The sequence below is a fragment of the Roseateles sp. genome (assembly GCF_036404855.1).
Lineage (GTDB): Bacteria > Pseudomonadota > Gammaproteobacteria > Burkholderiales > Burkholderiaceae_C > Pelomonas.
The window spans coordinates 1-25,280 of sequence record NZ_DASWYS010000165.1; the positions used below are offsets into that span (position 1 = coordinate 1).

Here is a 25,280-nt window from a genome sequence, read left to right on the forward strand (position 1 = left end):
CCTGCTCCGACGAACCGCTGGTCGCTCAGCGCCCGTGCCAGCGTCTGGTGGCGCGTCGCACCACCTCGGGCAGCAGATGGTTCTCGTCCTCGATGCGGCGCAGCCAGGTCGCGTCATTGCCGACGCCATTGATCTCGCGGCGCAGGTATTGCAATGCGGCCTCCGCGCGCAGGTCGCCAGCATGCGTGTCCAGCCGGCTCAGCACGGCGCTCAGGTCGTCACGCAGCACCCGATGCTCACCGGTCTCGGGGTCGACGAAGGTGCCGTCCAGACCGAAGCGGCAGGCCTGGAAGCGGTTGAAGGTGTACGGCAGGTAGTCGTCCTCGCTGAGCGTGAACGGCTTCTCGACGGTGATCCAGCGCGCCAGACACTGGATGAACCCGGCGATGGCCGCGGCCTTCTCGATGGTCAGCGGGGTGTCCAGCACGCGGACCTCGATGGTGCCGAACTCGGGCTTGGGGCGAATGTCCCAGTAGAAGTCCTTCATACCCGAGACGACGCCAGTGCGAGTCATCTTGGCGAAGTAGGTCTCGAAGTCGCCCCAGTTCTGCACGAAGGGTGCGCGGCCCGACAGCGGGAATGCGAACACCGAGTTCAGCCGCGCGGAGTCGAAGCCCGTGTCCTCGCCCTGCACGAAGGGCGACGACGCAGCGAGTGCGATCAGGTGCGGGATGAAGCGGCTCATGCCGTGCAGCAGCACCAGCGCTTCGTCGGCGCTCGGGCAACCGATGTGCACGTGCTGGCCGAAGATGGTGAACTGCTTGGACAGGTAGCCGTACAGCGATGAGAGCTCGTGAAAGCGCGGTGTCTCGAAGATGCGCCGGCGCGACCAGTGCTGGAAGGGGTGGGTACCACCCCCGCACAAGCTCACGTCCAGCTGTCCGGCGCAGTCCACCAGCGCGTCCCGAATCTGCCCCAGCTCGGACAGCACCTGACTGAAGCCCGTGCACACGCCGGTCGACAGCTCGATCATGCTGCTGGTGATTTCGGGCGTCACGTTGCCGGGGATGCTGTGCTTTTTCATCAGCCGCAGCAAGTCGCCCGACACGGGCGCGAGGTCGTAGTCGTCGTTGTTGACGATCTGCAGCTCCAGCTCGACGCCGAGCGTCAGCGACTGCGATTGGGAGAACACACCCAGGCTCATTCACGGTCCTCCTTGTGTTGGCGGCGCGCGGGCGCCGGCGGCAGTTCGCCGGCCAGGCGCAGCGCGAACTGCACGGCAATGGGCCCGACCAGCTCGAGCACGGCGATGCTGGCCAGGATGATGGGCACGGCGCCTGCGGCGAGCTCCGGCTCGGCCCGCATCAGCTCGCTGAGCATGACGAGGGCCGTGGCGGACAGCGGCGTCATCGTGATCGACAGCGCCAGGCCCTGGCGCCAGCTGGCCTTGGCCATCGGCGCCAGCAGCACGATCGCGGCCGTCTTGGCGATGAAGCGCGCCGCCATCAGCGCCAGCGCCGCGAAGCCGCCGGCGACGAGGATCTTGGGCGACCAGGCCGAGCCGACGATGACGAACAGCATCAGCACCAGCGCCCCGCCCGAGGTGCCGAAGTGGCGCGGCCAGACCCAGGGCCGCTCGCTGGTGTTGCGCAGCAGCAGGCCGGCCAGCAGCGGCATCAGCAGCGTCGACACGCCGATGGCGCGCGCCGCGACGATGGAGAACGCGACAAGGCCGAACAGCAGCAGCACGGCGCTCTCGTTGCGCAGGTCGAGCCGGCGCGCGACGAGGTAGACAGCGCCGGCCAGCAACGCGGCCAGGCCCAGCGTCGTCAGCAGCGAGATGGACAGGCCCGCCAGCGCCTGCGGCAGGCTGCCGCCGTCGTCGGCAGCCCACCAGGTGCGCATCAGCGTCAGCGCGACGACGGCGTACAGGGTGTTCAGTGCCGTGAGCAGCGAGGCTCGCTGCGTGACCTGACCCTCGGCGCCCAGCTCCATCGCGACGCGGCCCGACACGGCGGCCGGCGCCGGCATGGCCAGGATGGCGCAGGCGATCGCGGTCTGCCAGCTGAGATCGAACAGGCGCAGCACGAAGGCCACGGCGAGCGCGCTGAGCAGGGACTCGGCCAGGCTGGTCAGGGCCAGGCCGGGATTGCGGCGCAGCCAGCGCAGGTGCACGCGGCTGCCGATTTCGAACAGCAGCAGGCCCAGCGCGAGGTCGGTGACGGTCTGAGCCGCACCGGCCAGCGGCATGCCCACGCCGTGGCCGAACGCGGCGGCGACGCAGCCCGCCAGCGTGTAGCCGACGACGCGCGGCAGCCGCGTCGTCGCGGCGATGAACTCGCCGGCCAAGGCGCCGGCCAGCAGCACGCCCACGATGAACATCAGCCCGCTGGAGGGCGGAACGGCCAGGCCGGCCCAGACCCGGGCGCCGGTGTCGAGTGCAGTCATGACTCTCCCTTGAAGCTTTGCGCGCCAGCCTAAGGGGCAGGCGTGGCGCGCCGTGTAGGCCAAGAAGCCAAAAACCCTCCTGGACAATGGCGGCATGCAGCTACTCAGCGTCAATACCGCTCGCGTCGAGCATTTCGTCGCGATCAATGGCCAGGCCCTGGACTCAGCGATCCGCAAACGGCCGCGTCAGGGTGCCGTTGCCGTCAGTCCGCTCGGCCTGGAGGGGGACGAACAGGCGGACCTTACCGTACATGGCGGACCTTCCAAGGCAATCTACGCCTACCCGCACGTCCACTATGCCTTCTGGCAGACCGTGCGTGGCCAGGCGCAGGTCGAAGGCCTGCTGCAGCCCGGCGATTGCGGCGAGAACCTGACACTGGACGGCCTGCTGGAAAGCCGTGTCTGGCTGGGAGACGTGCTGCGCTTCCCGGACTGCGAGCTCATCGTCTCCGAGCCGCGCTATCCCTGCTTCAAGTTCAACGCTCACATGGGCTTCAACCAGGCGGCCAAGCTGATGGTGCAGAGCGGCTATTGCGGCTTCTACCTGGCCGTGAAGCGCGAGGGCAGCCTCGCGGCCGGCCAGGCCTTCGAGCTGCTGCCGGGGCCACGCGAGGTCGGGATCGTGGAGCTGTTCAAAGCCAAGATGAAGGGCCGGGCATGACGCGACGCCGCGAGTGGCTTGCTGCGGCCGGGCTGCTGCCTTTCGTGGCGCATGCCGGGCCGGTGATGCGGGTCGGGCCGGGGCGTGCGATTCGATCGCTGGCCGCCGCGGCGCGCCAGGCTCGGGACGGCATGCTGATCGAGGTCGATGCGGGCGAGTATGTCGCCGATGCCGCAGCCTGGCCGCAGCACGAGCTGACGCTGCGCGCCGTGGGCGGGCGAGTCACACTGATCGCGGCCGGCGCCCATGTGCGGGGCAAAGGCTTGTTCGTGACGACGGGACGGCGCCAGCGCATCGAGGGTTTCGATTTCATCGGTGCCGTCGTGCCCGATCGCAACGGCGCCGGCATCCGGCTGGAGGCGGGCTCGCTGACGTTGGTGGACTGCAGCTTCCGTGACAACGAGAACGGTGTGTTGACGGCCAGCGACGAGAGCATCGAGCTCGACATCATTGACTGCGACTTCGGCACCATCCAGCCCGGCGAGGGCAAGACGCACAACCTCTATGTCGGCGCCATCGGCCGCCTGGCTGTCAGCGGCAGCTACTTCCATCACGGCTTGCGGGGCCATCTGTTGAAGAGCCGCGCGGCGCTCAACCACATCCTCTACAACCGCCTCACCGACGAGATCGGCGGCCGTGCGAGCTACGAGCTGGAGTTCCCCAACGGCGGCGTGGCGGTCGTCATGGGCAATCTCATCGCGCAAAGCTCGACCACGGAGAACGTGCGCATGATTTCCTTCGGCGCCGAAGGCGCGACCTGGGAGAAGCAGGCGCTCTACCTCGTCAACAACACCTTGGTGGACCAGTTGCCGAGCGGCGGCATCTGGCTGCGCGTGACGCCGCCGCAGACCGACGTGGTGGTGGCCAACAACCTGCTCGTTGGCACTCCCAAGCTTGCGACCGAGGGGCATTGGGTGCGGCGCGCCAACTTCACGGCAGGCTGGGAAGAGTTCGTGCGCGCAGCGCGCGAGGACTTCAGGCTCAAGCCCAGTTCGGCGCTGCGCGGCAAGGCGCAGGACGCCGGCGAAGGTGGCGGCATGACGCTCGCGCCGACGCGCGAATATCGCCACCCGCGCGGCACGACGGCCCTCAGCCGGCCGCCCCGGAATCCGGGCGCATTCCAGACCTGATCAGGCCTGCCTCAAGGCCGGGTAGTCCAAGGCCGGGTAGTCCGTGTAGCCCTCGGCACCACCGCCGTAGAAGGTCTCCTTGTGGGGCAGGGCCCAGGGCTGGTCAGCGCGAATGCGCGCGACGAGGTCGGGGTTGGCGATGAAGGGCCGGCCAATGGCCACGGCGTCGGCCTTCCCGCTGGTGACGGCCTCCAGCGCCATGGCACGGTCGTAGCCGTTGTTGGCGATGTAGGGGCCATTGAAACGGCGGCGCAACTCGGCGTAGTCGAAGGGCGCGATGTCGCGCGGGCCACCGGTGGCACCTTCGACGACTTCCAGGAAGGCCAGCTTCAGGGGGCTGAGCTGATCGGCCACGTAGTTGAAGAGGGCCTGCGGGTTGCTGTCCTGGCCGATGTCGTTGGCCGGCGTGACCGGCGACAGGCGCAGTGCCGTGCGGCCAGCGCCAATGGTGCCGGCGATGGCAGTCATGACTTCGATCAGCAGGCGGGCACGGTTCTCGATGGAGCCGCCGTACTCGTCGTCGCGGTCGTTGGCGCTGTCGCGCAGGAATTGTTCGAGCAGGTAGCCGTTGGCGCCGTGCACTTCGATACCGTCGAAGCCGGCGGCCATCGCGTTCTTGGCGGCCTGCACGTAGTCGGCGATCAGCTGCGGGATCTCGTGCGTCGCGAGCGCGCGAGGCTCGTCGGTGGGCACCAGTTCGCCGTGGGCCGCATAGGTGCGGGTCTTGGCCGCGCGGCCGGTGGACGAGACCGGCTGCTGGCCGCCAGGTTGCAGGCGCTTCACCGAGATGCGGCCGACGTGCCAGAGCTGCACGACGATCTTGCCGCCCTCGGCGTGCACGGCATCCGTCACCTGCTTCCAGGCGGCGATCTGCTCGGGCGAATGAATGCCGGGGGTGTCGAAATAGCCCTGGCCGTCGGGACGGATCTGCGTTGCCTCGGTGATCAGCAGGCCGGCGCTGGCACGCTGGCGGTAGTACTCGACGTTCAGCGCCTGAGGCGTCTGCCGTGGGGAGCGATTGCGGGTCAGGGGCGCCATGACGACGCGGTTGGCAAGCTGGATTTCGCCGAAGCGAACGGGGTCGAAGAGGGTGGGCATCGGAGGGAGCGAAAAGTTGAACGCGCGAAGGCTAAGAAAACCGGTTCAGCCTTGCATCGCCTGCGGTTGTTGCGGAATGTGCTATCGAGGGACCTCGGGGCTCCGTGCTGAACTTCAAGCCCCCGCCCTCGCGGCTGACCTTCCTTGTCAGGGCGGCGCCCGCTGCTTGGTGAGCGCCTTGCGCTGCAAGGGCCAGACCGCTTGCCTTGGGGCGGTTTTCGGGGGAAGACGGCCGGCCGCCGCGCTACGGCCGGGACGGGTTCGGCCGGTCGTCGCGCTGATTCGCCCGTCGGCCGCGAACCCCGGCCCCGTCGCCGCCACGGTGGCCGGCAGCTTTGCTCGCGCTGCCGTGTGAAGGCTTAGCGACAATCGGGGCATGCTCGCCTACCGCCACGCCTTCCATGCCGGCAACCATGCCGACGTCCTCAAGCACCTGGTGCTGACCCGCGTGCTGCGCTACATGGGCGAAAAGGACAAGCCCTACACGCTCATCGACACCCATGCCGGCGCTGGCGGCTATTCCGTCGAAGGCCGCTATGCGCAGAAGAACGCCGAATACGCCGGCGGCATTGCCAAGCTCTACGACAGCGCCGACCTGCCTGCGCCGCTGGCCGACTACGTGAGCCTGGTGCGCGCCTTCAACCCCGACGGCCAGCTGCGCCAGTACCCCGGCTCGCCGGCTATCGCCAACTTCGTCTTGCGCGACACAGACCGGCTGCGCGCTTACGAGCTGCATCCGACGGACCACCGCATCCTCGCCACCTATCTGGAAAGCCGCCCCAATACCCAGGTCAGCGACCGCGACGGCTTCGCGTCCATCAAGGCCGAGCTGCCCTCGCCCACGCGCCGCGCAGCGTTGCTGATGGACCCGCCCTACGAGATCAAGACCGATTACGCCAAGGTGCTGGCGGCGCTGCGCGAAGCGCTGGAGCGCGCGCCCGATACAGTCGTCATGGTCTGGTACCCGCAGCTGCAGCTGCTGGAGTCCACCCAGCTCGCGACACGCCTGAAGGCCAGCGCGGACGCCGCCGCCAAGAAGGGCTGGCTGCATGTGCGCCTCACCGTGAGCCAGGCCGACGAGCGTGGCTTCGGCATGATGGGCAGTGGCATGTTCATCGCCAATCCGCCATTCACGCTGCACGACGAGCTCGCTGAATGCTTGCCGCTGCTGGTGGAGCGCCTGGGCCAGTACGACGGCGCCAACTACGTGCTCGAGCAAAAAGCGGTATGAAGACTCGCGCGCGAGCATTGCTCGCTGCCCCTCGGCGCGGCTCGACCCGCCTTGGGGTGGCCCGGCGGAGGGGCGCATGACCGCCGACGCCAAGCCCGTCACGATGGAGCAGATCGCTGCGCTGGCGGGGGTGTCCACCATCACCGTTTCGCGCGCGCTGCGCGACAGCCCTTCGGTGACGCCCTCCACGCGTGAGCGCATCAAGACGCTGGCCGAGGCCGCCGGCTACCGCTTCAACCACCATGCGCGCAACCTGCGCCTGCGTCGCAGCCACATGGTGGCGGTCATGCTGGAGATGCAGCCGGACACCGACCGGCCGATGACCGACGCTTACCCGCTGCAACTGCTGGGCGGCATCACGCAGGAGCTGACCTCGCGCGGCTACAGCGTGCTGCTGTCGGCCATGCAGAGCCCGGGCCAGGGCATGGCCGCGTCGGCGGACGGGGTCATCCTGCTGGGCCAGGGCGCCCATGGCTCGGCCGTGAAATCGGCCGCGGCCCTGGGCTTGCCGATGGTCGTCTGGGGTGCCGAGCACGGCCGTGGTGATGCGGTCGTCGTGGGCGGCGACAACGCCCACGGCGGCGCCAGCGCAGCCGAGCGGCTGCTGGGCCTGAGCCGGCGCGAGCTGCTCTTCCTGGGCGACGTGCGCCATGCCGAGATCCGCGACCGCCAGCAGGGCTTCGTGAAGGCGCTGAAGAAGGCCGGGATTCCAGGTGTGAAGGTCCAGACGCTGACGCCGGCAGCTTTCACCTTTGGCGCCGGCTTCACCGCCGTACAGGCCCATCTGGCGAATCTTGGCCGAGGCGGCAAGGTGCCCGATGGCCTGTTTGCCGCCAGCGACCTGCTGGCCATGGGCGCCGTGCGCGCCTTCACCGACGCGGGCCTGGCCGTGCCCGACGCGGTCTCCGTGATCGGCTACGACGACTCGCCGGCGGCCCAGAGCTTTGCGCCGCCACTGACCAGCGTGCGCCAGGACTGGCACCACGGCGGCGTGCTCCTGGCGCGCAAGGTGCTGGACCTCATCGCCGGCCATGGAGCGGCCAGCGAAATCATGCCGACCGAACTGGTCGTCAGGTCGACTTAGTCCAGCACGACTTCGGTCCGCACCACGCCGGCGCGTTCTGCGCTGGCGGTGAGGGCCAGCCGCGTGCCCACCGGCGCGCGCACTACCCACTCCGCCACCGCACGGTCGCCGGTGGGATGCTTGTTGAACAGAAAGGCAAGCTGGCTCTGCTTTGGCGCATGGCCTTCCAGCTGCGGGCCTTCCATGCGCTCCTTGCCGTTGACCAGGCTGACGCCCGGATCATTGATGGGCAGGTGGATTTCGAACATGACGCCGCGCACCGTCTTGCGCTCCAGCGCCCGCTGCGTCACGTACGCTGGCAGATAGCCCGCGTTGGCGACGGCCATGCGAACCCGCCACATGTCGGGGCCCAGCGCGCGGACCTCCGTGCGGATCAGCTCCAGCCTGGGCAGGCTCATCGCGATCTGAGTCATCCAGGCCGGGAAGCGCGCGGCCTCGCGCTCGCGCAGCGCGGGCGGTGGGTTGCGCCAGTAGTTCATCTTGTCCCAGCCGCCGATTTCCACGGCGCCCAGCTGCGGATGCTGGAACGGCGTCCAGTCCACATGGGCCTGGCCGCCGCAGTGCTCGTCGCTCCACTTCAGCAGCTTGAGGTCGTCTTCCACCGGGTGCTCGCGATACCAGTCGATGAACTTCTCGACATCCACGCCAGCCTCCTTGCTGGGCGACCACAGCTCCACCACCCAGAACAGCGCGCCCAGATGCTCGTAGACCCAGTCCTGCGTGCCGGTGATGACTTCCTTGGGGTGGTAGCGGAACTCCTCATAGATGCTGATGGCCGGGTAGCCCGTGTGTTTCTCACCCAGGGCAGAGAAGTTCTGGAACAGCCACAGGTCCTCGGGCGTCATGTCCCTGTCGCTGCGCGTCCCGCAGGGGCGCAGGATGACGCCGCTGTGCGTGTGAAAGCTGATGGCCGCGCCGATGTTGGGATGCTGGGTGATGAAATCCACCATGGCCCGCACCTCGGGCTCGCTGGTGGGATAGGGCCCGGCACCCAGCTGCTGGTACTCCTGACGCCATTCGCCGGGGAAGTTGCGGTTGAGGTCCAGGCCTTCGCGGTCGGGGTTGACCTTGACCGTCAGGCCATCATGGTTCTTGATGAAGCCCTCGGGGATGAGGCGGTAGTACTCGCCGCCGAACTCGCCGGGCTCTCGCGCCACCATCAGCCGCGGGTCGCCAGCGTGCTTCTTGTAGCCGCCGTGCGGGTCGGGCACGCGCATCGTCAGGATGCGTCCGTCGCCATCGATGTCCTCGGCGGTCAGACCATCCACCGGCTCCTCGGTGTAGGGATAGGGGCGCGTGGAGCTGCGGATGTGACGTGGCCGGTCGGCCAGCGCCAGCTCGGCGCCATCGGGGTTGAGGCGGGGCACTAGGTACAGGGTGCGCGTGTCCAGCAGGCGGTGGACCTGCTGGGCCTCGGCCGACGTGCCGCCATGTTCCTTCAGCAGCCAGTGCAGGTAGTACAGGCAGGTCGTCGACGCGGTGAGCTCGGCCGCGTGGATATTGCCGTCCACCCACAGCGCCGGCTTGTCGGTGTCCATGCCCGTGGCCAGGTGAGTCACGACGACGACCCAGATGTCGCGGCCTTCGTAGCTCTTGCCGATGGAGCGCACCGACACGAGGTTGGGGCGCGCCTCGGCGTAGGCGAAGAGCAGGGCGGTCAGTTCCTCGTGGCGGTAGAAATGGTCGAAGCGCGGGGTGGGCAGTGGGGTTGGCATGGCGGAGACGATGTCCCTGGCTGTGGCCCCGGCGAGGGGCTTTTCGGAATGCCGCGGATTGTGTGGAGCCGGCCCGCGCGACTGCCCAAGGGTTTGCCCTGGGCGCGTCTCACTGGCCCTTGAACAGAGCCTGGAACTGTCGCGATACCGGCAGCTTCTCGTCGCGGCCGCGCAGCGTCACGACCATGGTGCCCTCATCGACGCGGATGGCGCGCGCGATGAAGCGGCTGTTGACGAGCACGCTGCGGTGGATCTGCCAGAACTGGTCCGGGTCGAACTGGGTCAGCAGCTCCCGCAGCGGCGTGCGGATCAGCGCGTCGCCGCCCTCGTGGACGACGCGGGTGTAGCGCTGGTCGGCCTCGAAATAGATGATCTCGCTCGGCGGGATCAGCTGCACCTCGCGACCGACGCTGGCCTGGATGGGGCGAGGTGCCGGCTTGGGCTGGGTCAGCTGGGGCAGGCTGGCCAGCAGCTGCTGCAGGGCGCTCGTGTCGGGTGCTGGCTGGGCCAGGCGCGGACGCAGCCGGGCCAGCGCCTGCGCGAGGCGTTCGTCGTCGACCGGTTTGAGCACATAGTCCACGGCGCCGGCGTCGAAGGCGGCCAAGGCATGGTCGTCGAAGGCCGTCACGAAGACGATGAGCGGCGGTGTGGCCAGGGCCGACAGCCGGCGCGCCACCTCCAGGCCGGTCAGGCCCGGCATGCGGATGTCGAGGAAGGCGATGGCCGGCTCGTGCACCAGGCAATCGTCCCAGGCCTCGACGCCGTTGCTGCTGGCGGCCACGATGTCGAGTTCGGGCCACAGCCGCGCCAGCGCGGCGCGCAGTTGCTCGCGCGGGGCTTCTTCGTCGTCGGCGATCAGGGCGGTGATGGGGTTCATGTGTGCAGCGAGGCAGTGGAGGCGTTCAGGGGAATGGGCAGGGTCAGCGTGGCGACGCAGCCGGGGGCGTCATCGGTGAGGGTCAGCGTGGCGGCCGGCAGGGCTTGCAGCAGGCGGCGGCGCGTGTTGGACAGCCCCACGCCCTCGGTCCAGCCGGGTGCCAGACCCGGGCCGTCGTCGCTCACGGTCAGCACCAGCTGCTGGCCGTCGCGGCGCGCTGCGATCCCGATACGGCCCCCGCGCAGCTGCGGCTCGACGCCGTGGGCGATGGCGTTCTCCACCAGTGTCAGCACCAGACCCGGCGGCAGCAGGACGCCCGGCTCCGCCGGCACGTCGATGTCGAACTCGAGTCGTGCACCCAGTCGGGCACGCATGATGGCGAGATAGCGTCTGACCATCTCGATCTCGTCGTTGAGCGGCTGCAGTTCGCGCTCGAACATCGGCAGCGTGGCGCGCAGATAGGCCGTGAAGTCGCGCAGTAGCGGTGCGGCGCGGGCGTCACCGGTGTCCACCCAGTGCTGCAGCGAGGCCAGCGTGTTGAACAGGAAATGGGGCTGGATCTGGGCCGTGGCCAGGCGGGTCTGCAGGCGCAGCGCGGCCTCTTGCTCGGCCAGTTCGCGCAGCCGGGCCTCGATCTGCTGGGCTCGGAACAGGGTCAGGAGCCACCAGGCGGACAGCACGGCGGTCATGATGGCCAGCACCAGCGGCAGTTGCGCCTGGATCTCCTCGCGCCCGCCCAGTTTGACGCAAAGGACGCCGCCCACACCAACCGAAAAGCCGACGACGTAGCAGGCCAGGTTCAGCCGCCTGGTCGTGGGCATCCGCCACAACCAGCGGGCAACGGCCAGCGCCATCCAGCCCAGGATCAGGCCAGCCGGCCATACCCACACGAACTGCCGGTGAAACGGCGTGGTGACGGCCAGCACCAGGATCAAGTTCACATAGACGTAGTGGTCAATGCCGCGCGGCCAGGGCTGATTGCCGGCGCGTGTCATCTCGTCCGCCGAGAAGACGCGGCGCGGGCCGGGATAGAACCACTGCGACCAGTCGGTGGCGAGCCAGCGGCGCAAAGGGGTGGGAGCAGACATGGCCGCAGTCTAGGAGGGGCCGCGCGCAGGCTGCCCCCGACTTGCGGCGAATGGTGGATCGACGCGTATGGATGGTTGTTCGACCGATCGGTCGGGAAAAGTGCAGAATGCCGGGATGCCGACCTGGAACGCGCTTGACCTCGACCGCCGTGACGATGGCGTTGCCCTGTTGACGATGAACCGGCCTGCCGTGTTCAACGCGTTTGACGAGACGCTGATTGCCGAGCTGGACGCCGCTTTCGAGCTGCTGGGGGGCGACGACTCGGTGCGCGTCATCGTGCTGGCCGGGGCCGGCAAGCATTTCAGCGCGGGCGCTGACCTGCAGTGGATGCAGCGCGCCGCCGCCGCGTCGCAGGAGGACAACCTCGCCGATGCGCGCCGCTTCTCGGCCATGCTGGCGCGCATTGCCGAGGTGCCCAAGCCGACGATCGCCCGCGTGCAGGGGGCAGCGCTGGGCGGTGGCGTCGGGTTGGTGTGCGCCTGCGACATGGCTGTGGCGTCCGAGGTGGCGAGCTTCTCGGTCAGTGAGGCCCGGATGGGCATCCTGCCGGCCGTCATCGGCCCCCACCTCGTCAACGCGGTGGGCCTGCGCGAGGCGCGGCGCCTGGCGCTGACCGCCTGCCGCATCACCGCTGCCGAGGCGCAGCGTGTCGGCCTGGTGCAGCAGGTCGTGCCGGCCGAAGGGCTGGACGCCGCGCTGGAAGCCTGCATCTCCGACCTGCTTGCATGCGGTCCCGCCGCCCAGGCTGAGATCAAGCAGCTCTATGCCCGGCTTGCGCCCGGCCCGGTGACGGCCGACGCGCGCGAGCTGACGGCCCAGACCATTGCCCGCGTGCGCATCACCGCCGAGGCTCGCGAGGGCTTCGCAGCCTTCCTCGGCAAGCGCAAGCCCCACTGGAACTCGAAAGAATGACGCTGAACGATTCCCGCATCCTCGTCGTCGGTGCAGGCCTGATGGGCGCCGGCATCGCCCAGGTGGCCGCCCAGGCCGGGCACGACGTCGCCCTCTTCGACGCCCGCGCCGGTGCTGCCGAAGCCGCCAAGGCCAAGCTCGCGCAGACGCTGGATGGCCTCGTCGCCAAGGGCAGGCTGGCTGCCGATGCGGCCCAGGCCGCGCTGGCGCGCATCACGCCCATCGACGCGCTCTGCACCGCTGACCTGGTCGTCGAGGCCATCGTCGAGAACCTCGACATCAAGCGCGCGCTCTTCGCCGACCTCGAAGCGCTGCTGCCCGCCGAGGCCGTCATTGCGACCAACACCTCGTCCATCTCCGTGACGGCGCTGGCCCGCGGCATGAAGCGGCCCGAGCGTCTGGTCGGCATGCACTTTTTCAATCCCGTGCCACTGATGAAACTGGTGGAGGTGGTGTCCGGTCTCGGTACGGCGCCGGACGTGGCGCAGGCCGTCTTCGATCTCGCCCATCGCTGGGGCAAGACGGCGGTGCACACGCGCTCCACGCCCGGCTTCATCGTCAACCGCATCGCGCGGCCCTACTACGCCGAGACGCTGATGCTGCTGCAGGACCGCGCCGCGGCGCCCGAGCTGCTCGACGCGCTCCTGCGCGCCGCGGGCTTCCGCATGGGGCCTTGCGAGCTGATGGACCTGATCGGCCATGACACCAACTTTGCCGTGACGAACTCGGTGTTCGCGGCCAACTTCTTCGACCGCCGCTTCACGCCGTCTCTTGTGCAGCAGGAGCTGGTGGACGCGGGTTTCTTCGGTCGCAAGAGCGGGCGTGGCTTCTACCGCTATCCCGAGGGCGCGCCGGCATTGCCAGCCGTGGCGGTGGCGACGCCGACGGCGGCGCAGATCGTCGTGCACGGCAAGGGCGTGGTGGCCGACCGCTTCGCCGCTGCACTGCCGGATGCCGTGCGCGAGCTGGACAGCGACTGGACGGGCCTCAACGTCGACGGTCGCCAGTTGCGTCTGACCGACGGTCGCCGTACCACCGAGCTGAGCCGCGGCGGCGCAGTCTTTGACCTGCCGCTGGCCGCCTCGGGCGACATCGCCTTCGCTGGCGACGCCGCGACAGCCGCCTGGCTGACCGTGCTGGGCCTGACGCCGCGCGCCGTGGCCGACGTGCCGGGCCTGGTTGTCGCGCGCACCGTGGCGATGCTCATCAACGAGGCGGCAGACGCCGTGCAACAAGGCGTCTGCGACGAGGCCGGCGCGGACGCGGCCATGAAGCTGGGCGTCAACTATCCCGCCGGCCCCTTCGAATGGCTGGCCCGCTGGGACCGCCGCGCCGTGGTCGCGCTGCTGGACCGCCTTGATCAACACTACCGTGGCGAGCGCTACCGCGTGTCGCCCTATCTGAAATGACTGAAGCCTTCATCTGCGACGCGATCCGTACTCCCTTCGGCCGTTATGGCGGCGCACTGTCCTCCATCCGCACCGACGACCTCGGCGCGCTGCCGATCAAGGCGCTGATGGCACGCAATGCGAACGTCGACTGGACCCAGGTGGCCGACGTCCTGTATGGCTGCGCCAACCAGGCTGGCGAAGACAACCGCAATGTCGCCCGCATGGCGGCGCTGCTGGCGGGTCTGCCGGTGGATGTGCCGGGCAGCACGATCAACCGCCTGTGCGGCTCGGGCCTGGACGCCGTGGGCACGGCCGCGCGCGCCATCCGCGCCGGCGAGGCGGGGCTGATGATCGCCGGCGGCGTCGAGAGCATGAGCCGCGCCCCGTTCGTGATGCCCAAGGCCGAATCGGCCTTCAGCCGCGCGAATGCCGTCTACGACACCACCATTGGCTGGCGCTTCGTCAACAAGCAGATGAAGGCGCAGTACGGCGTGGATTCGATGCCCGAGACGGCCGAGAACGTCGCGGGCGACTTCGGCATCGAACGCGAGGCGCAGGATCGCATGGCGTTGGCTTCTCAGCTGAAGGCCATCGCCGCGCAGCAGCGCGGCTTCTTCGAACGAGAGATCGTGCCCGTGGACGTCCCGCAGAAGAAGGGCGACCCGTTGCGCATGCTCCTGGACGAGCATCCGCGCGAAACCAGCCTGGAGTCGCTGGCCAAGCTCAAGGGCGTCGTGAAGCCCGATGGCAGCGTGACGGCCGGCAATGCCAGCGGCGTCAACGATGGCGCCTGCGCGCTGCTGCTGGCCAGCGAGGCCGACGCGGCGCGCCATGGCCTGAAGCCGCGCGCCCGCGTCGTCGGCATGGCCACGGCTGGCGTCGCGCCGCGCATCATGGGCATGGGCCCGGCGCCGGCCACGCGCAAGGTGCTGGCATTGACGGGACTCACGCTCGCGCAGATGGACGTCATCGAGTTGAACGAGGCCTTTGCCGCGCAGGGCCTGGCCGTTCTGCGCGACCTGGGCCTGGCGGACGACGACGCCCGCGTGAACCCCAATGGCGGTGCCATCGCGCTGGGCCATCCCCTGGGTGCCAGCGGTGCCCGCCTCGTGACGACGGCCGTCAACCAGCTGGAGGTGAGCGGCGGCCGCTATGCGCTGTGCACGATGTGCATCGGCGTGGGCCAGGGCATCGCGCTGGTGATCGAGCGCGCCTGATCACTCGAAGAAGAGCCGGCTGAGGCCCTTCAGGCTGACGAGGTTGCCCGGGTTGCTGGTTTCGTTGAGCACGCCGCTCATGCGCTTCAGCAGCCGCGGACTCTTCTTGGCGCGCCAGATGAGGAGATCGGCCAGCCAGGGGTGGGCGTTGACGCGGTTGGCGCGCTCGTAGAGGTCGAACTTGGGTTTGAGGGCCATCAGCGCGGCTTCGTACATGGCGCGTGCGGCCCCGTCGTCGTCGAGATGCTGGCGCAGCGCATCGGCTGCCAGCATGCCCGTCTCCATGGCCTTGCCGATGCCCTCGCCGGTGAAGGAATAGGTGCTGCCGGCGGCCTCGCCGGTGACGAGCATGCCGGGGCGCGTCCACTTTGCGCCGGTCAGCGTGCAGCGCAGTGGGGCGCCCTTCAGCCACTGCTCACCTTCGCCGACCCGTTCGCCGACGCGCATCAGCTCGGCGGCCGGCGCGTACTTGGCGACGAACGCGTCGAAGATGGCACGCAGGTTGACATCCTTCTTCTGGCCCTTGCCGCCCAGGTCACGGTGCGAATCGGTCACCCCGACGCCAATGTTGAAGTGGCCGTCCGGCGCCGGAAATATCCAGCCATAGCCGGGGCGCACGGATTGGTCCCAGACGACTTCCAGCGCCTTGATCCTGCCGACCATCTGCGGCGCCTTCACATAGCCGCGCAGCGCCACGCCGCTGGGCGTGTGGCGCTCGCACATGCCGGCGGCGGTCAGTGCCCGGGGCACCGCACCGGTGGCCAGCACCACCCAGCGTGCCCGCGCCTCGATGAGTTTGTCGCCCTGCTTGAGCCGCGCGCCGACGACCCGGCCGTCCTGCTCGAGCGGTGCCTCGAAGCGCGCTTGCTCGAAGCGGGCGCCGGCCTCCAGTGCGGCGCGCAGCAGCAGCTCATCCAACTCGCGCCGTGGCAGCACGGCCAGCGAGCCGGGCACGTCGATGCGGCCACCGCGCGGGCCGATGCATCCGACATGCGCCACGGGCTGGGCCAGGCGCATCACGTCGTCCAAGAGCCCTAGGCGGGCCAGGGCCTTGTGCGCATCGGGGATGAGGCCGTCGCCGCAGGTCTTGTCCCGGCCAGCAGGGTGTTGGTCGATTAGCAGGACATCGACGCCTGACTGGGCCAGCACGCGAGCGCAGGCACTGCCGGCGGGGCCGGCGCCGATGATGAGAACGTCAACAAGCATCGCCAAGGATTGAGTCGAGGTGAGCCATCGATTGTCGAGCAGCAATACATCGGGTGGGTGGTCCTGGTGCGGTCGCGGACCAGCGACTCGCGCACGAGGCGCAGGGGGGCTTGCTATTTTTTTGCCGAATGCCGTCCAGCCCTTTGCGGTCCTGGTCGTGCAGGTGCAACGAGTGCTTGCCCAGGTCGGCTGCTGACCAGCGTCACCGGGGCATCATGACCGCTGCCCCATGGAAGAACACCCCGGCAACTGATGTCGCCGGGGTGTTCGGGGCAGACACGAGATGGCGTGACCATCTCATTCAGGCCCGCCGAGGCGGGCCTTGAGTCATGCGACAGGAGGCTTAGAAGCCGTAGGCTGCGCGCACGAACAGCGCACGACCCATCGGATCGCTGTAGCGCGGGTCATAGCCACGCTGCGAGCGGGTCGACTGATTGGAGAACGGGGGATCCTTGTCGAACAGGTTCTTGACGCCGATGGTCAGCGACGACATCTTGTTGAACTTGTAGCTCGCCGAGAGGTCGACCAGCGTGTACGACTCGACATTGCCGTAGAACGACGGGCCGCCCACGACCGTGGTGGGATCGTTCTGGTCGCGGTAGCCGCTCTGGTGACGCAGGCTCATGCGCGCGCCCAGATTGTCCAGCGCCCAGGCGGCACTCAGGTTGTGCTTCCACTTGAAGACGGGCGAGCCGTCGCTGTAGATGCCGACGTTCTCCTTGTACGGATCGCTCGGATTCGTCTGGTACTGATAGCTGCGGACGTAGGTACCGTCGTAGCTGAGGGACAGGGCGCCCAGGCCACCCAGCTTCATGTTGTAGCCGGCGGTCAGGTCAAAACCGTTGGTCTTGATCTTGCCGATGTTGTCGTTGGTCTGAATGATGTAGCCGATCGCGGGGCTGTTGTTGTCCAGGCCGGCGCAACGATTCAGCGTGTTCTGCACGGCGATGGGCAACGTGCTGCAGCGCACGAAGTTCGCCGCGTACCGTGTGGAGTCCGCAATGATGGTGTCCAGCGGCAGCACGTTGATCTGGTCGCGCAGCTTGATGTTCCAGTAGTCGATCGAGAAGGTCAGGTCCTTGATCGGCTCGAACGCAGCGCCGACGGTGAAGGTCTTGGACTTCTCCGGCTTCAGGTTGGCGTTGCCGCCGTTCTGCACCTGCGGCTGCAGACCGCAGTCACGGCTTTGCACGCCGCCCTTGGACGGGATGGCCTTGCCGTTGGCATCGCACAGCAGGGGGTCGTTCTTGGCACCTGCGGAGAAGGTGACCGTTTGCGGCGCGTACAGGTCATCCAGCCCCGGGGCACGGAAGCCAGTGTTGTAGGAGCCGCGCAGCACGACTTCCTTGATCGGAGTGAAACGGAAGCCGATCTTGGGGTTGGTGCTGCGGCCCGCGTCCGAATAGTCGTCGGTACGCAGAGCGACCTGGACCTCGAGGTTCTTCAGCACCGGCAGCAGCATTTCTGCGCCAAACGCCGTCACCTTGCGGTCGCCACCCTTGTGGTTGGGCGAGCGGCCGGCCGACGGGATGTTGTTGACGACGTCGTCGTTGGTGTCGAAGCGGTAGTTCTCCTTGCGGAACTCGCCCGACAGCGCCAACGCGGCATTGCCGCCAGGCAGAGAGAACAGATCGCGGCTGGCGCGGATGTCGACACCCTTCGTCTCGCCCGTCGCATAGCCAAACACACCACGGCGCTTGGCCTGTTCGATGATCGCGAGTTCGGCTGCAGTGGCAGCGCGGAACGGGTTCAGGTTGCCGGCGGCCACCTGGGCACGCACGAAGGGGGCGCTGACGTAGCCGTCGGCTGCCGCATCGTTGCCGGTGCTGCGCGACAGCATGGCGCCGAGCCGGTAGTCCCAGCTCGCGACGACACCGCTCAGGTCGATGACCGCGCGCTTGGCGGTGGAGTTCGACTCGTTGGTGCGCGGGCCTGCCGGCACCATGCGCCAGCCCACGTTGATCGGCTTGGTGGTGTCCAAGTTGGGGATGCCGGTCGGGTAGGCCGGATTGCCCGGATTGATGGTGACGCCGCTGACCGGGTCCGGGGCGACGCGGGCGATGTTCTTGTTCTCGGTGGCCAGGCCTTCCATGGTCAGCACGTGACCCTCGGCGATCTGGATCGCGGCGCGGCCCGCGATGGTGTTCTGCTTGGTGTCGGGAATGATGTCGATGGTCGAGCTGAAGTCGAACACGCAGGCGTTCGCATTCGTCGGATTCACGACGGACAGCGGCGGCGCGCAGTTGGGCGCGGTCGGGTTGTAGGAGCGGGTCTCCCGGCCCGTGGGGAAGTCTTTCGACACCGGAACGATGAAGCTGCCGGAGAAGTTGCCGGGGAAGGTCGTGCCCGAATTACCGTTCACGCCGCGGCTCGGGATGATGCCGGTCTTCGCAAAATCGCGATCCAGCGCGCGGATGCGTTGCTGCCGGCGGGTGTCGAACGAGCCCCAGAAGTTGAACTTGTCCTTCTCAAGGTCGCCGAAGCCGACGGTGACGGAGCCACCCTCCTTCTTGCCGCCATCCTGGCGGGGCTTGGTCATCTCGGCCACGATCTGGCCGCCGCGGAAATTGGACTTCGTGATGAAGTTGATGACGCCACCAATGGCGTCCGTGCCGTACACGGCGGAAGCACCATCGCGCAGCACTTCGACGCGATCGATGACGGCGAAGGGGATGGAGTTCAGGTCAACCGCGTTCGCGTCAAACGCGAAAGACGTCATGCGGCGGCCGTTCAGCAGGATCAGCGTCTTGTTGCTACCCAGGCCGCGCAGGTTGGCGTAGGAGGCGCCGCCCGTGCCCGAACCGATGGAGTTGCTGCCGGGGCTGCTGGACTGGCTGGCTGACAGCAGTTCCAGGATGCCCTCAACGCTCGAGACGCCTTGCTGGCGCAGGTCGTCGACCTTCACGACGGTGATGGGCAGTGCGCCTTCGTCCGTGATGGAGCGGCGGATGGCCGAACCGGTGATTTCGACTCGCTCCAGGGTTTGCTGTGCGAAAGCTGGTTGCACGGAAGCAGCCAGGCAGGCCAGCGCTGCGGCGCCGACGGCATGACGTTTGAACATCTACGGACTCCTAACGGATAAACGATGCTTGCCGGTCTGGATGGTGGACGACAAGGGCTTTACCAGCCCGGCCGTGGTGCCGGGAGAGACAAACAGTGTGAGGAAAGTTTGCTGGCCAACTTTTGGGGTTCGCCCCAATTGAGCGGACTGCCCAGGGCGCGCGCCGAAGAGTTTTCGGTTCCGTAACCCCCCTGTTTCATGGGAAAACCGCTGCTGCAGAGCGTCCGAATCCGTAGCGATCCGACGACAGTTTGCTGACAGCTCCGGGAGGATGTCTGTCGAGAAAGCAACACGGCGCCCCCATGGCCTCGGGGGCTTCGAGGGCATCGCCGTGCGTGATGACCGGGCGAGGACGGCCTCGCCCGGGAGGCGGTCAGTGTGTTGCCTTCACCCTGAGCCGCCAGGCATGCAGCAGCGGCTCGGTATAGCCGCTCGGCTGCACCTCGCCCTTGAAGACCAGATCCAGCGCCGCCTGCATCGCTGCGCCCTGCGGGTGGGCGGCGAGGGACTTGTAGGCCGGGTCGCCCGCGTTTTGGGCGTCGACGACCAGGGCCATGCGGGCGAAGGTCTCGCGCACCTGTTCCGCGCCGACGACGCCATGGCGCAGCCAGTTGGCGATGTGCTGGCTGCTGATGCGCAGCGTCGCGCGGTCTTCCATCAGGCCGACGCCGTTGATGTCGGGCACCTTGGAGCAGCCCACGCCCTGATCCACCCAGCGCACCACGTAGCCCAGGATGCCCTGCACATTGTTGTCCAGCTCCTGCTGGCGCTGCTCGGCTGTCCAATCGGCCCGGGGCGCGACCGGTACGGTCAGCAATGCGTTCAGCAGCTCCTCACGCTCGGCGGCGAGGTCGACCTTCTCCAGCTCCTGCTGCACGGCGCTGACGCTGACCTGGTGGTAGTGCAGCGCATGCAGCGTCGCGGCCGTGGGCGACGGTACCCAGGCCGTGTTTGCACCCGCCTTGGGATGGCCGACCTTTTGCTCCAGCATGGCCGCCATCAGATCGGGCATGGCCCACATGCCCTTGCCGATCTGGGCGCGGCCGCGAAGGCCGCAGGCCAGGCCGGTCAGCACGTTGCTACGCTCGTAGGCCTGGATCCAGGGAGTCGTCTTCATGTCGCCCTTGCGCAGCATCGGGCCGGCGCGCATGGCGGTGTGCATCTCGTCGCCGGTGCGGTCAAGGAAGCCGGTGTTGATGAAGGCCACCCTGCTGGCCGCGGCGGCGATGCAGGCTTTGAGGTTGACCGAGGTGCGACGCTCTTCGTCCATGATGCCCAGCTTGACAGTGCTGTCCGGCAGGCCCAGCAGCCGCTCCACGCGCGTGAACAGCTCGGCGGCGAAGGCCACCTCGGCCGGGCCGTGCATCTTCGGCTTGACGATGTAGACCGAGCCGGTGCGCGAGTTGCCGCGACGTTTGAGGTCGTGCATGGCGATCGTCGTCGTGACGACAGCATCCATGATGCCCTCCGGGATTTCGCTGCCATCGTCCAGCAGAATGGCCGGATTGGTCATCAGATGGCCCACGTTGCGCACGAACATCAGGGAACGGCCGTGCAGGGTCACGGAACCACCGCCCGGTGCCGTGTAGACGCGGTCGGCGTTCAGGCGCCGCGTGAAGGACTTGCCGGCCTTGGCCACCTCTTCGGTCAGCGTGCCCTGCTGGATGCCCAGCCAGTTGCGGTAGGCCAGCAACTTGTCCTCGGCGTCCACGGCGGCGACGGAGTCCTCCAGGTCGAGGATGGTGGACAACGCTGCTTCCAGCACGACGTCCGCGACGCCCGCCGCGTCGGTTCTGCCGATGGGCGTCGAGCGGTCGATGCGGATGTCGAGGTGCAGGCCGTGGTGGATCAGCAGCACGCTGCTGGGGGCTGCGACGTCGCCCTGGTAGCCCGCGAAGGCGTCCGGGTCCTTCAGGCCGGTGCTGGTGCCGGAGGCCAGCGTCACGACCAGCCGGCCGCCTTCCACGCGATAGCCGGTGGCATCGGCATGCGAGCCCTGAGCCAGCGGTGCGGCCTGGTCCAGCACCTGGCGGGCGAAGGCGATCACCTTGGCGCCGCGCACCGGGTTGTACGCGCCGTCGCGCGTGGCGCCGTCGGCCTCGGAGATGGCGTCGGTGCCATACAGCGCGTCGTACAGCGAACCCCAGCGGGCGTTGGCGGCATTCAGCGCGTAGCGCGCGTTCAAGATGGGCACGACCAATTGCGGGCCAGCCTGCAGTGCCAGCTCGGCGTCGACATTGGCCGTGGTGGCCTGCACCTGGGCCGGCGCCTCGACGAGGTAACCGATGCGCGTCAAGAAGTTGCGGTAGGCCGGCATGTCGGCGATGGGGCCAGGGTGGGCCTCGTGCCAGGCGTCCAGTTCGGCCTGCAGGCGGTCTCGCTCGGCAAGCAGCGTGCGATTGGTCGGCGCCAGCTCATGGGCCAGCTGGCTGAAGCCGGCCCAGAAGGCGTCCGGCCCGACGCCGGTGCCGGGCAGCACCTCGGTGTCGATGAAGCGGGCTAGGTCGGCATCGACCTGCAGGCGGTGGAGGATGGTGCGTGGCATGGCGGACTCCGACAAGAACAGATGTTGCCAATCTAGCCGGGCTGCGCGTCCGAATTCGCTGGTTGCCATGCCATTCATCTGTGACTAAAACGCAAAGATCCATGATGAAACCGCTGTTTTTGCGCCCTAGAGTCAGCACAATTCGAGGATGGACAAGCTCAAGCAGATGGAGTCCTTCGTCCTCGTCGCCGCCAAGGGCAGCCTGACGGCGGCAGCGCAGGCTCAAGGGCTGGCGCCGGCCGTCATGGGTCGGCGGCTGGACGCGCTGGAGGCGCGCCTGGGCGTCAAGCTGATGCTGCGCACGACGCGACGGCTGACACTGACGGCCGAAGGGCAAGCCTTTCTGGAGGACTGCCAGCGCCTCGTCGCTGCGCTGGCCGATGCCGAGGCGGCCGTCAGCGCTGGAGGCTTGAAGGCCAGCGGGCATCTGCGCGTGACGGCCCCGGCCGGCTTCGGCCGCCGACACGTCGCGCCACTGGTGCCGGGCTTCCTGGCCGAGCATGCCGACCTCAGCCTGTCGCTCAACCTCAGCGACCGCGTCGTCGATATCGTCCACGAGGGCTTCGACTGCGCCGTGCGCGTGGGCGACTTGCCCGACTCCAGCCTTGTCAGCACGCGGCTGGCCGACAACCGCCGCCTGTGCGTTGCTGCGCCGGCCTATCTGAAGCGCGCCGGCATTCCGAGGCATCCCGACGAACTCACGCGGCATGCTTGCCTGACGCTGAGTTCCGAGGCCAGCCAGACGCGCGGCTGGGCCTTTCAGATCGATGGCGCCGTGCAACATTTGCGGCCCGAAACCCGTGCCCAAGGCCGACTGGACTGCAGTGATGGCCAGGTGCTGCACGACTGGTGCGTCGAGGGGCTGGGGATTGCCTGGCGTAGCACCTGGGAGGTTGAGGCTGATCTGGCCACGGGACGCCTGGTCAGCGTGCTGGACGACTTCGCTGCGCCGCCCAACGGCATCTACGCCGTCTTTGCGCAGGCGCGCCATCTGCCGCTGCGCACGCGACTGTGGGTGGAGCACCTGCGCGCCCATTACGGGCGCGCCGACTACTGGGGCGGTTGAGCTCAGTCGCCGAACACCACCTTGGCGCGCTTGCCGGCCCACGCTTCGAACTGGCCCGCGTAGGCCTCCTCGATGCGATTGCGTTTGACCTTGAAGGTCGGCGTGATGAAGCCGTTGTCCACGGTCCAGGGCGTCTTGATCAGCACCAGCGTATCGAGCTGCTCGTGCGGGTCCAGGCGGGCGTTGACATCGTCCAGGTGCTGACCCAGCTCAGCCACCAGCGCTGCACGCTCGGCCTCCGAGCCGGCGCGCTGCAGGCCCTGCGGCGACAGCATCGCGATGCCCAGCGGCTGGCCCATGTTGGCGCCGGCCACACAGCACGCCTCGAGGTTGGGGTTCATGCCCAGCCGGTCCTCGATGGGCGCAGGGGCCACGTACTTGCCCTTGCTGGTCTTGAACAAGTCTTTCACGCGGCCGGTGATGCGCACACAGCCGTCCGGGTCCTGACTGGCCTTGTCGCCGGTGCGCAGCCAGCCATCCTCGGTAAAGGCATCGCGCGTTTGCTCCGGTGCCTTGTAGTAGCCCAGCATCACGGCCGGGCTGCGCATCTGCAGCTCGCCGCTGTCAGGGGCGATGCGCACGTCCACGCCGTCATAGGCCGGCCCTACGGTGCCGCGTTGATTCTTGCCCGGTACGGTCAGGTGGGACAGGGCCAGGTTCTCGGTCATGCCGTAGCCCTCGTTGATGTGCAGGCCCAGCTCCGCGTACCACTCCAGCAGGGCCACCGGCATGGGCGCGGCGCCGCCGGCCGCGAAATGGCAATGGTTCAAGCCCAGGGCCTTGAGCACCTTCTTGCGGACCAGGCCGCCGATGATGGGCAATCGCAGCAGCTTGTTCATCTTCTGCGGCGGCATCTTGGCCTGCACGCCCTGCTGGAACTTGACCCACAACCGCGGCACACTGAAGAACACCGTCGGCAGGGCGCGCTGCAGGTCGGCGGCGAAGGTTTCCAGAGACTCGGCGAAATAGACGCGCATGCCGGTGGCCAGCCAGCCGTGCTCGACAAGCGTGCGCTCCACCACGTGGGCCAGCGGCAGGTAGGACAACATGCGGTCACGGCCGGCCAGCGGGATGCGCTTCAGGCCCGCGTTCACGGCCCATGCAAAGGCGCCGAAGTTGTGCATGACGCCCTTGGGCAGCCCGGTCGTGCCCGAGGTGTAGATCAGCGTGCAGAGCTCGTCGGCGCCGCGCGTGGGCTCGCCCTGCAAGGGCTCGGTGCGGGCGCAGATGGCGTCCCAGCCCTCGTAGGTCCGCTTGGCGTCGTCGGGCGACAGTGCATAGCTGGCCCCGGCCAGGCCCTGCGGCACGCCGGGCTTCATGCCCTCCCAGCCGTCGAGCTTGCCGATGAACACGAAGCGCGCCTCGCTGTGGGTGAGGATCTGCGTGATGGTCTCTGCCGCCAGCGTCGGGTACAGCGGCACGCTGACGTAGCCGGCCATCCAGATGGCAAGGTCGCTCATCAGCCACCAGGCGCAGTTCTTGGACAGGATGGCCACCTTCGCGTCGGCCGGCCAGCCCTCGGCAGCGCCCCGGGCCTTCAGGTGCGCGGCCATGCGGCGCACCTGGTCGCCGACCTGCGCCCATGTGAAGTCCTTGAGGTCGGCGCCGCCCATGGGCTGCGTCAGCGTCACGGTCTGACCCGCCGTGCGCTCCCAGTAGTAGAGGCGTTGCAGGGCGAGCTGGTCGGTGGCGATGGTGGCCATGGGGCGGTCTCCTCGGAGTTCTTTTCAGAGAGCCGCAAAGTTAACCGCGTGCAAACGCCCCGCCGCTACGGGAAAACACCCTGCGGTGCGACGCCGCTAGAAGCGCCAGTCGCAGTCCGGCGCTGCGGTGCCGGCCGCCAGGCTCGCCGCGACCTCGGTCAATGGATGCGGCGCTGGCGTCAGCGTTGCCAGCCCCGGCGGGCGGGCGGCCTCGGCGCGCGTGAGTGCGTCGTGCCACGGCTGGTCGGCGGCGCGCAGCGCGCAGGCCAGCTGCAAGCGGGCGACCCATTCGGGCAGGCCCTGGGGCTCGGGCAGGCCGTCGAAGTACGCCGTTCGCTGGCGGGTCGCCGCCAGCCAGGCGGCGGGCGTGCCGGCGACGCGGGCCTTGAAGAGATCGATGCGCGTGGTGAGGTTGTGGGCGTGATCCAGCTGCGGGCGCAGCTGGTCCAGGCGGGTCTCGATGTCGCGTGCCAGGGCCTCGCCTGCGGCGCCGGCACCGGGGGCGATGGCGACATGGGCCAGCGTCAGCAGGCCCTCTGCGCGGCGCACGTCGCCGATCAGCGGCGCCGCGTCAAGTTGCGTCAGGGCTTGAGCTGCCGCCCTGACGGCCGCCGCATCGGCCCGGCCCGCGGCCAGCGCACGGGCCTCCGTCACCAGCGTGCGGCGCAGCTGGCCGGTCACCGCGTCGTCGGCGCCAGCGGCCTCGGTGTCGGCCTGGGCGCGTCGGATCTGCTCGAGTGCCGGACCGAACTCGCCGAGTTGCTGCAGGTAGGCGCCGAGCATCTGGCGCATCAGTGTGCTGGCGTGGTTGCCAGGGCGCGCGACGGCGTCCCAGCGGCGGATCAGGTCGTCGCTGCGCGCGGTGGCCTCGGTCGCGCTCTCGCGCGCCAGGCGCCAGCGCACAAA

Annotated in this window: 19 protein-coding genes; 8 read left to right on the top strand and 11 right to left on the bottom strand. The window is 68.5% G+C overall.

Annotation, left to right across the window (positions count from 1 at the left end; genetic code table 11):
* Positions 1–25 precede the first annotated feature (25 nt).
* Together VGF12_RS10760 and VGF12_RS10765 are read right to left on the bottom strand one after the other, a co-directional pair.
* Positions 26–1,144 (bottom strand): YbdK family carboxylate-amine ligase, encoded by a 1,119-nt coding sequence (locus VGF12_RS10760; RefSeq protein WP_331176034.1) that lies wholly within the window; start codon positions 1,142–1,144, stop codon positions 26–28.
* A complete protein-coding gene (locus VGF12_RS10765) occupies positions 1,141–2,388 on the bottom strand; it encodes a cation:proton antiporter (protein WP_331176035.1) in 1,248 nt (415 codons plus the stop codon). The genes VGF12_RS10760 and VGF12_RS10765 overlap by 4 nt, the downstream gene beginning before the upstream one ends.
* A gap of 94 nt (positions 2,389–2,482) precedes the next feature.
* On the opposite strand from VGF12_RS10765, the gene VGF12_RS10770 reads away from it, so the two are divergent.
* Both VGF12_RS10770 and VGF12_RS10775 read left to right on the top strand, forming a co-directional pair.
* Positions 2,483–3,049 carry an MOSC domain-containing protein gene (locus tag VGF12_RS10770; RefSeq protein ID WP_331176036.1) on the top strand — a complete coding sequence of 189 codons (567 nt, stop codon included), beginning with the start codon at positions 2,483–2,485 and terminating at the stop codon, positions 3,047–3,049.
* Positions 3,046–4,179: a hypothetical protein gene (locus VGF12_RS10775; RefSeq protein WP_331176037.1), complete on the top strand. Its 1,134-nt coding sequence runs from the start codon at positions 3,046–3,048 to the stop codon at positions 4,177–4,179. The genes VGF12_RS10770 and VGF12_RS10775 overlap by 4 nt, the downstream gene beginning before the upstream one ends.
* On the opposite strand, the gene VGF12_RS10780 is transcribed toward VGF12_RS10775, so the two are convergent.
* On the bottom strand, positions 4,180–5,277 hold the full coding sequence (locus tag VGF12_RS10780; RefSeq protein WP_331176038.1) for an alkene reductase: 1,098 nt from the start codon (positions 5,275–5,277) through the stop codon (positions 4,180–4,182).
* Positions 5,278–5,653: 376 nt separating this feature from the next.
* On the opposite strand from VGF12_RS10780, the gene VGF12_RS10785 reads away from it, so the two are divergent.
* Together VGF12_RS10785 and VGF12_RS10790 are read left to right on the top strand one after the other, a co-directional pair.
* On the top strand, positions 5,654–6,508 hold the full coding sequence (locus tag VGF12_RS10785) for a 23S rRNA (adenine(2030)-N(6))-methyltransferase RlmJ (RefSeq protein ID WP_331176039.1): 855 nt from the start codon (positions 5,654–5,656) through the stop codon (positions 6,506–6,508).
* Between the two features lie 76 nt (positions 6,509–6,584).
* Positions 6,585–7,592 (top strand): substrate-binding domain-containing protein, encoded by a 1,008-nt coding sequence (locus VGF12_RS10790; RefSeq protein WP_331176040.1) that lies wholly within the window; start codon positions 6,585–6,587, stop codon positions 7,590–7,592.
* Here the strand turns inward: VGF12_RS10790 and VGF12_RS10795 are convergent.
* The 3 genes from VGF12_RS10795 to VGF12_RS10805 form a co-directional block, all read right to left on the bottom strand.
* Positions 7,589–9,307, bottom strand: a complete 1,719-nt coding sequence (locus tag VGF12_RS10795) for a M14 family metallopeptidase (RefSeq protein WP_331176041.1) — start codon at positions 9,305–9,307, stop codon at positions 7,589–7,591. The genes VGF12_RS10790 and VGF12_RS10795 overlap by 4 nt on opposite strands.
* A gap of 109 nt (positions 9,308–9,416) precedes the next feature.
* On the bottom strand, positions 9,417–10,184 hold the full coding sequence (locus tag VGF12_RS10800) for a LytTR family DNA-binding domain-containing protein (protein WP_331176042.1): 768 nt from the start codon (positions 10,182–10,184) through the stop codon (positions 9,417–9,419).
* On the bottom strand, positions 10,181–11,272 hold the full coding sequence (locus tag VGF12_RS10805) for a sensor histidine kinase (protein WP_331176043.1): 1,092 nt from the start codon (positions 11,270–11,272) through the stop codon (positions 10,181–10,183). Before VGF12_RS10805 ends, VGF12_RS10800 begins: the two co-directional genes overlap by 4 nt.
* Positions 11,273–11,387: 115 nt before the next feature.
* Between VGF12_RS10805 and VGF12_RS10810 the strand changes: the two genes are divergently transcribed.
* Genes VGF12_RS10810 through pcaF form a run of 3 tightly spaced genes read left to right on the top strand, consistent with a single transcriptional unit; the run spans position 11,388 to position 14,793 of the window.
* Positions 11,388–12,185 (top strand): enoyl-CoA hydratase-related protein, encoded by a 798-nt coding sequence (locus VGF12_RS10810; protein ID WP_331176044.1) that lies wholly within the window; start codon positions 11,388–11,390, stop codon positions 12,183–12,185.
* Positions 12,182–13,594: a 3-hydroxyacyl-CoA dehydrogenase gene (locus tag VGF12_RS10815; protein WP_331176045.1), complete on the top strand. Its 1,413-nt coding sequence runs from the start codon at positions 12,182–12,184 to the stop codon at positions 13,592–13,594. Before VGF12_RS10810 ends, VGF12_RS10815 begins: the two co-directional genes overlap by 4 nt.
* Positions 13,591–14,793, top strand: a complete 1,203-nt coding sequence (gene pcaF / locus VGF12_RS10820) for a 3-oxoadipyl-CoA thiolase (RefSeq protein ID WP_331176046.1) — start codon at positions 13,591–13,593, stop codon at positions 14,791–14,793. The genes VGF12_RS10815 and pcaF overlap by 4 nt, the downstream gene beginning before the upstream one ends.
* Here pcaF and VGF12_RS10825 read toward each other — a convergent pair whose 3' ends face one another.
* From VGF12_RS10825 to VGF12_RS10835, 3 genes are all read right to left on the bottom strand, one after another.
* A complete protein-coding gene (locus tag VGF12_RS10825; protein ID WP_331176047.1) occupies positions 14,794–15,999 on the bottom strand; it encodes a geranylgeranyl reductase family protein in 1,206 nt (401 codons plus the stop codon). It abuts the gene before it with no gap.
* A gap of 343 nt (positions 16,000–16,342) precedes the next feature.
* Positions 16,343–19,060, bottom strand: coding sequence for a TonB-dependent receptor (locus VGF12_RS10830; protein ID WP_331176048.1), 2,718 nt, complete (start codon positions 19,058–19,060; stop codon positions 16,343–16,345).
* A gap of 373 nt (positions 19,061–19,433) precedes the next feature.
* Positions 19,434–21,605 (bottom strand): malate synthase G, encoded by a 2,172-nt coding sequence (locus VGF12_RS10835; protein WP_331176049.1) that lies wholly within the window; start codon positions 21,603–21,605, stop codon positions 19,434–19,436.
* 148 nt (positions 21,606–21,753) lie between these two features.
* On the opposite strand from VGF12_RS10835, the gene VGF12_RS10840 reads away from it, so the two are divergent.
* Positions 21,754–22,671 carry a LysR family transcriptional regulator gene (locus tag VGF12_RS10840; protein ID WP_331176050.1) on the top strand — a complete coding sequence of 306 codons (918 nt, stop codon included), beginning with the start codon at positions 21,754–21,756 and terminating at the stop codon, positions 22,669–22,671.
* Between the two features lie 2 nt (positions 22,672–22,673).
* Here VGF12_RS10840 and VGF12_RS10845 read toward each other — a convergent pair whose 3' ends face one another.
* Positions 22,674–24,374, bottom strand: coding sequence for an AMP-binding protein (locus tag VGF12_RS10845; protein ID WP_331176051.1), 1,701 nt, complete (start codon positions 24,372–24,374; stop codon positions 22,674–22,676).
* A gap of 96 nt (positions 24,375–24,470) precedes the next feature.
* Positions 24,471–25,280, bottom strand: an 810-nt coding sequence (locus VGF12_RS10850; protein WP_331176052.1) for a hypothetical protein, incomplete at its 5' end; no start/stop codon positions are given.

Bases quoted from the DNA above. Each gene is read 5' to 3' on its own strand.
- VGF12_RS10760 (WP_331176034.1), bottom strand. From the start codon at position 1,144: ATGAGCCTGGGTGTGTTCTCCCAATCGCAGTCGCTGACGCTCGGCGTC.
- VGF12_RS10765 (WP_331176035.1), bottom strand. From the start codon at position 2,388: ATGACTGCACTCGACACCGGCGCCCGGGTCTGGGCCGGCCTGGCCGTT.
- VGF12_RS10770 (WP_331176036.1), top strand. From the start codon at position 2,483: ATGCAGCTACTCAGCGTCAATACCGCTCGCGTCGAGCATTTCGTCGCG.
- VGF12_RS10775 (WP_331176037.1), top strand. From the start codon at position 3,046: ATGACGCGACGCCGCGAGTGGCTTGCTGCGGCCGGGCTGCTGCCTTTC.
- VGF12_RS10780 (WP_331176038.1), bottom strand. From the start codon at position 5,277: ATGCCCACCCTCTTCGACCCCGTTCGCTTCGGCGAAATCCAGCTTGCC.
- VGF12_RS10785 (WP_331176039.1), top strand. From the start codon at position 5,654: ATGCTCGCCTACCGCCACGCCTTCCATGCCGGCAACCATGCCGACGTC.
- VGF12_RS10790 (WP_331176040.1), top strand. From the start codon at position 6,585: ATGACCGCCGACGCCAAGCCCGTCACGATGGAGCAGATCGCTGCGCTG.
- VGF12_RS10795 (WP_331176041.1), bottom strand. From the start codon at position 9,307: ATGCCAACCCCACTGCCCACCCCGCGCTTCGACCATTTCTACCGCCAC.
- VGF12_RS10800 (WP_331176042.1), bottom strand. From the start codon at position 10,184: ATGAACCCCATCACCGCCCTGATCGCCGACGACGAAGAAGCCCCGCGC.
- VGF12_RS10805 (WP_331176043.1), bottom strand. From the start codon at position 11,272: ATGTCTGCTCCCACCCCTTTGCGCCGCTGGCTCGCCACCGACTGGTCG.
- VGF12_RS10810 (WP_331176044.1), top strand. From the start codon at position 11,388: ATGCCGACCTGGAACGCGCTTGACCTCGACCGCCGTGACGATGGCGTT.
- VGF12_RS10815 (WP_331176045.1), top strand. From the start codon at position 12,182: ATGACGCTGAACGATTCCCGCATCCTCGTCGTCGGTGCAGGCCTGATG.
- pcaF (WP_331176046.1), top strand. From the start codon at position 13,591: ATGACTGAAGCCTTCATCTGCGACGCGATCCGTACTCCCTTCGGCCGT.
- VGF12_RS10825 (WP_331176047.1), bottom strand. From the start codon at position 15,999: ATGCTTGTTGACGTTCTCATCATCGGCGCCGGCCCCGCCGGCAGTGCC.
- VGF12_RS10830 (WP_331176048.1), bottom strand. From the start codon at position 19,060: ATGTTCAAACGTCATGCCGTCGGCGCCGCAGCGCTGGCCTGCCTGGCT.
- VGF12_RS10835 (WP_331176049.1), bottom strand. From the start codon at position 21,605: ATGCCACGCACCATCCTCCACCGCCTGCAGGTCGATGCCGACCTAGCC.
- VGF12_RS10840 (WP_331176050.1), top strand. From the start codon at position 21,754: ATGGACAAGCTCAAGCAGATGGAGTCCTTCGTCCTCGTCGCCGCCAAG.
- VGF12_RS10845 (WP_331176051.1), bottom strand. From the start codon at position 24,374: ATGGCCACCATCGCCACCGACCAGCTCGCCCTGCAACGCCTCTACTAC.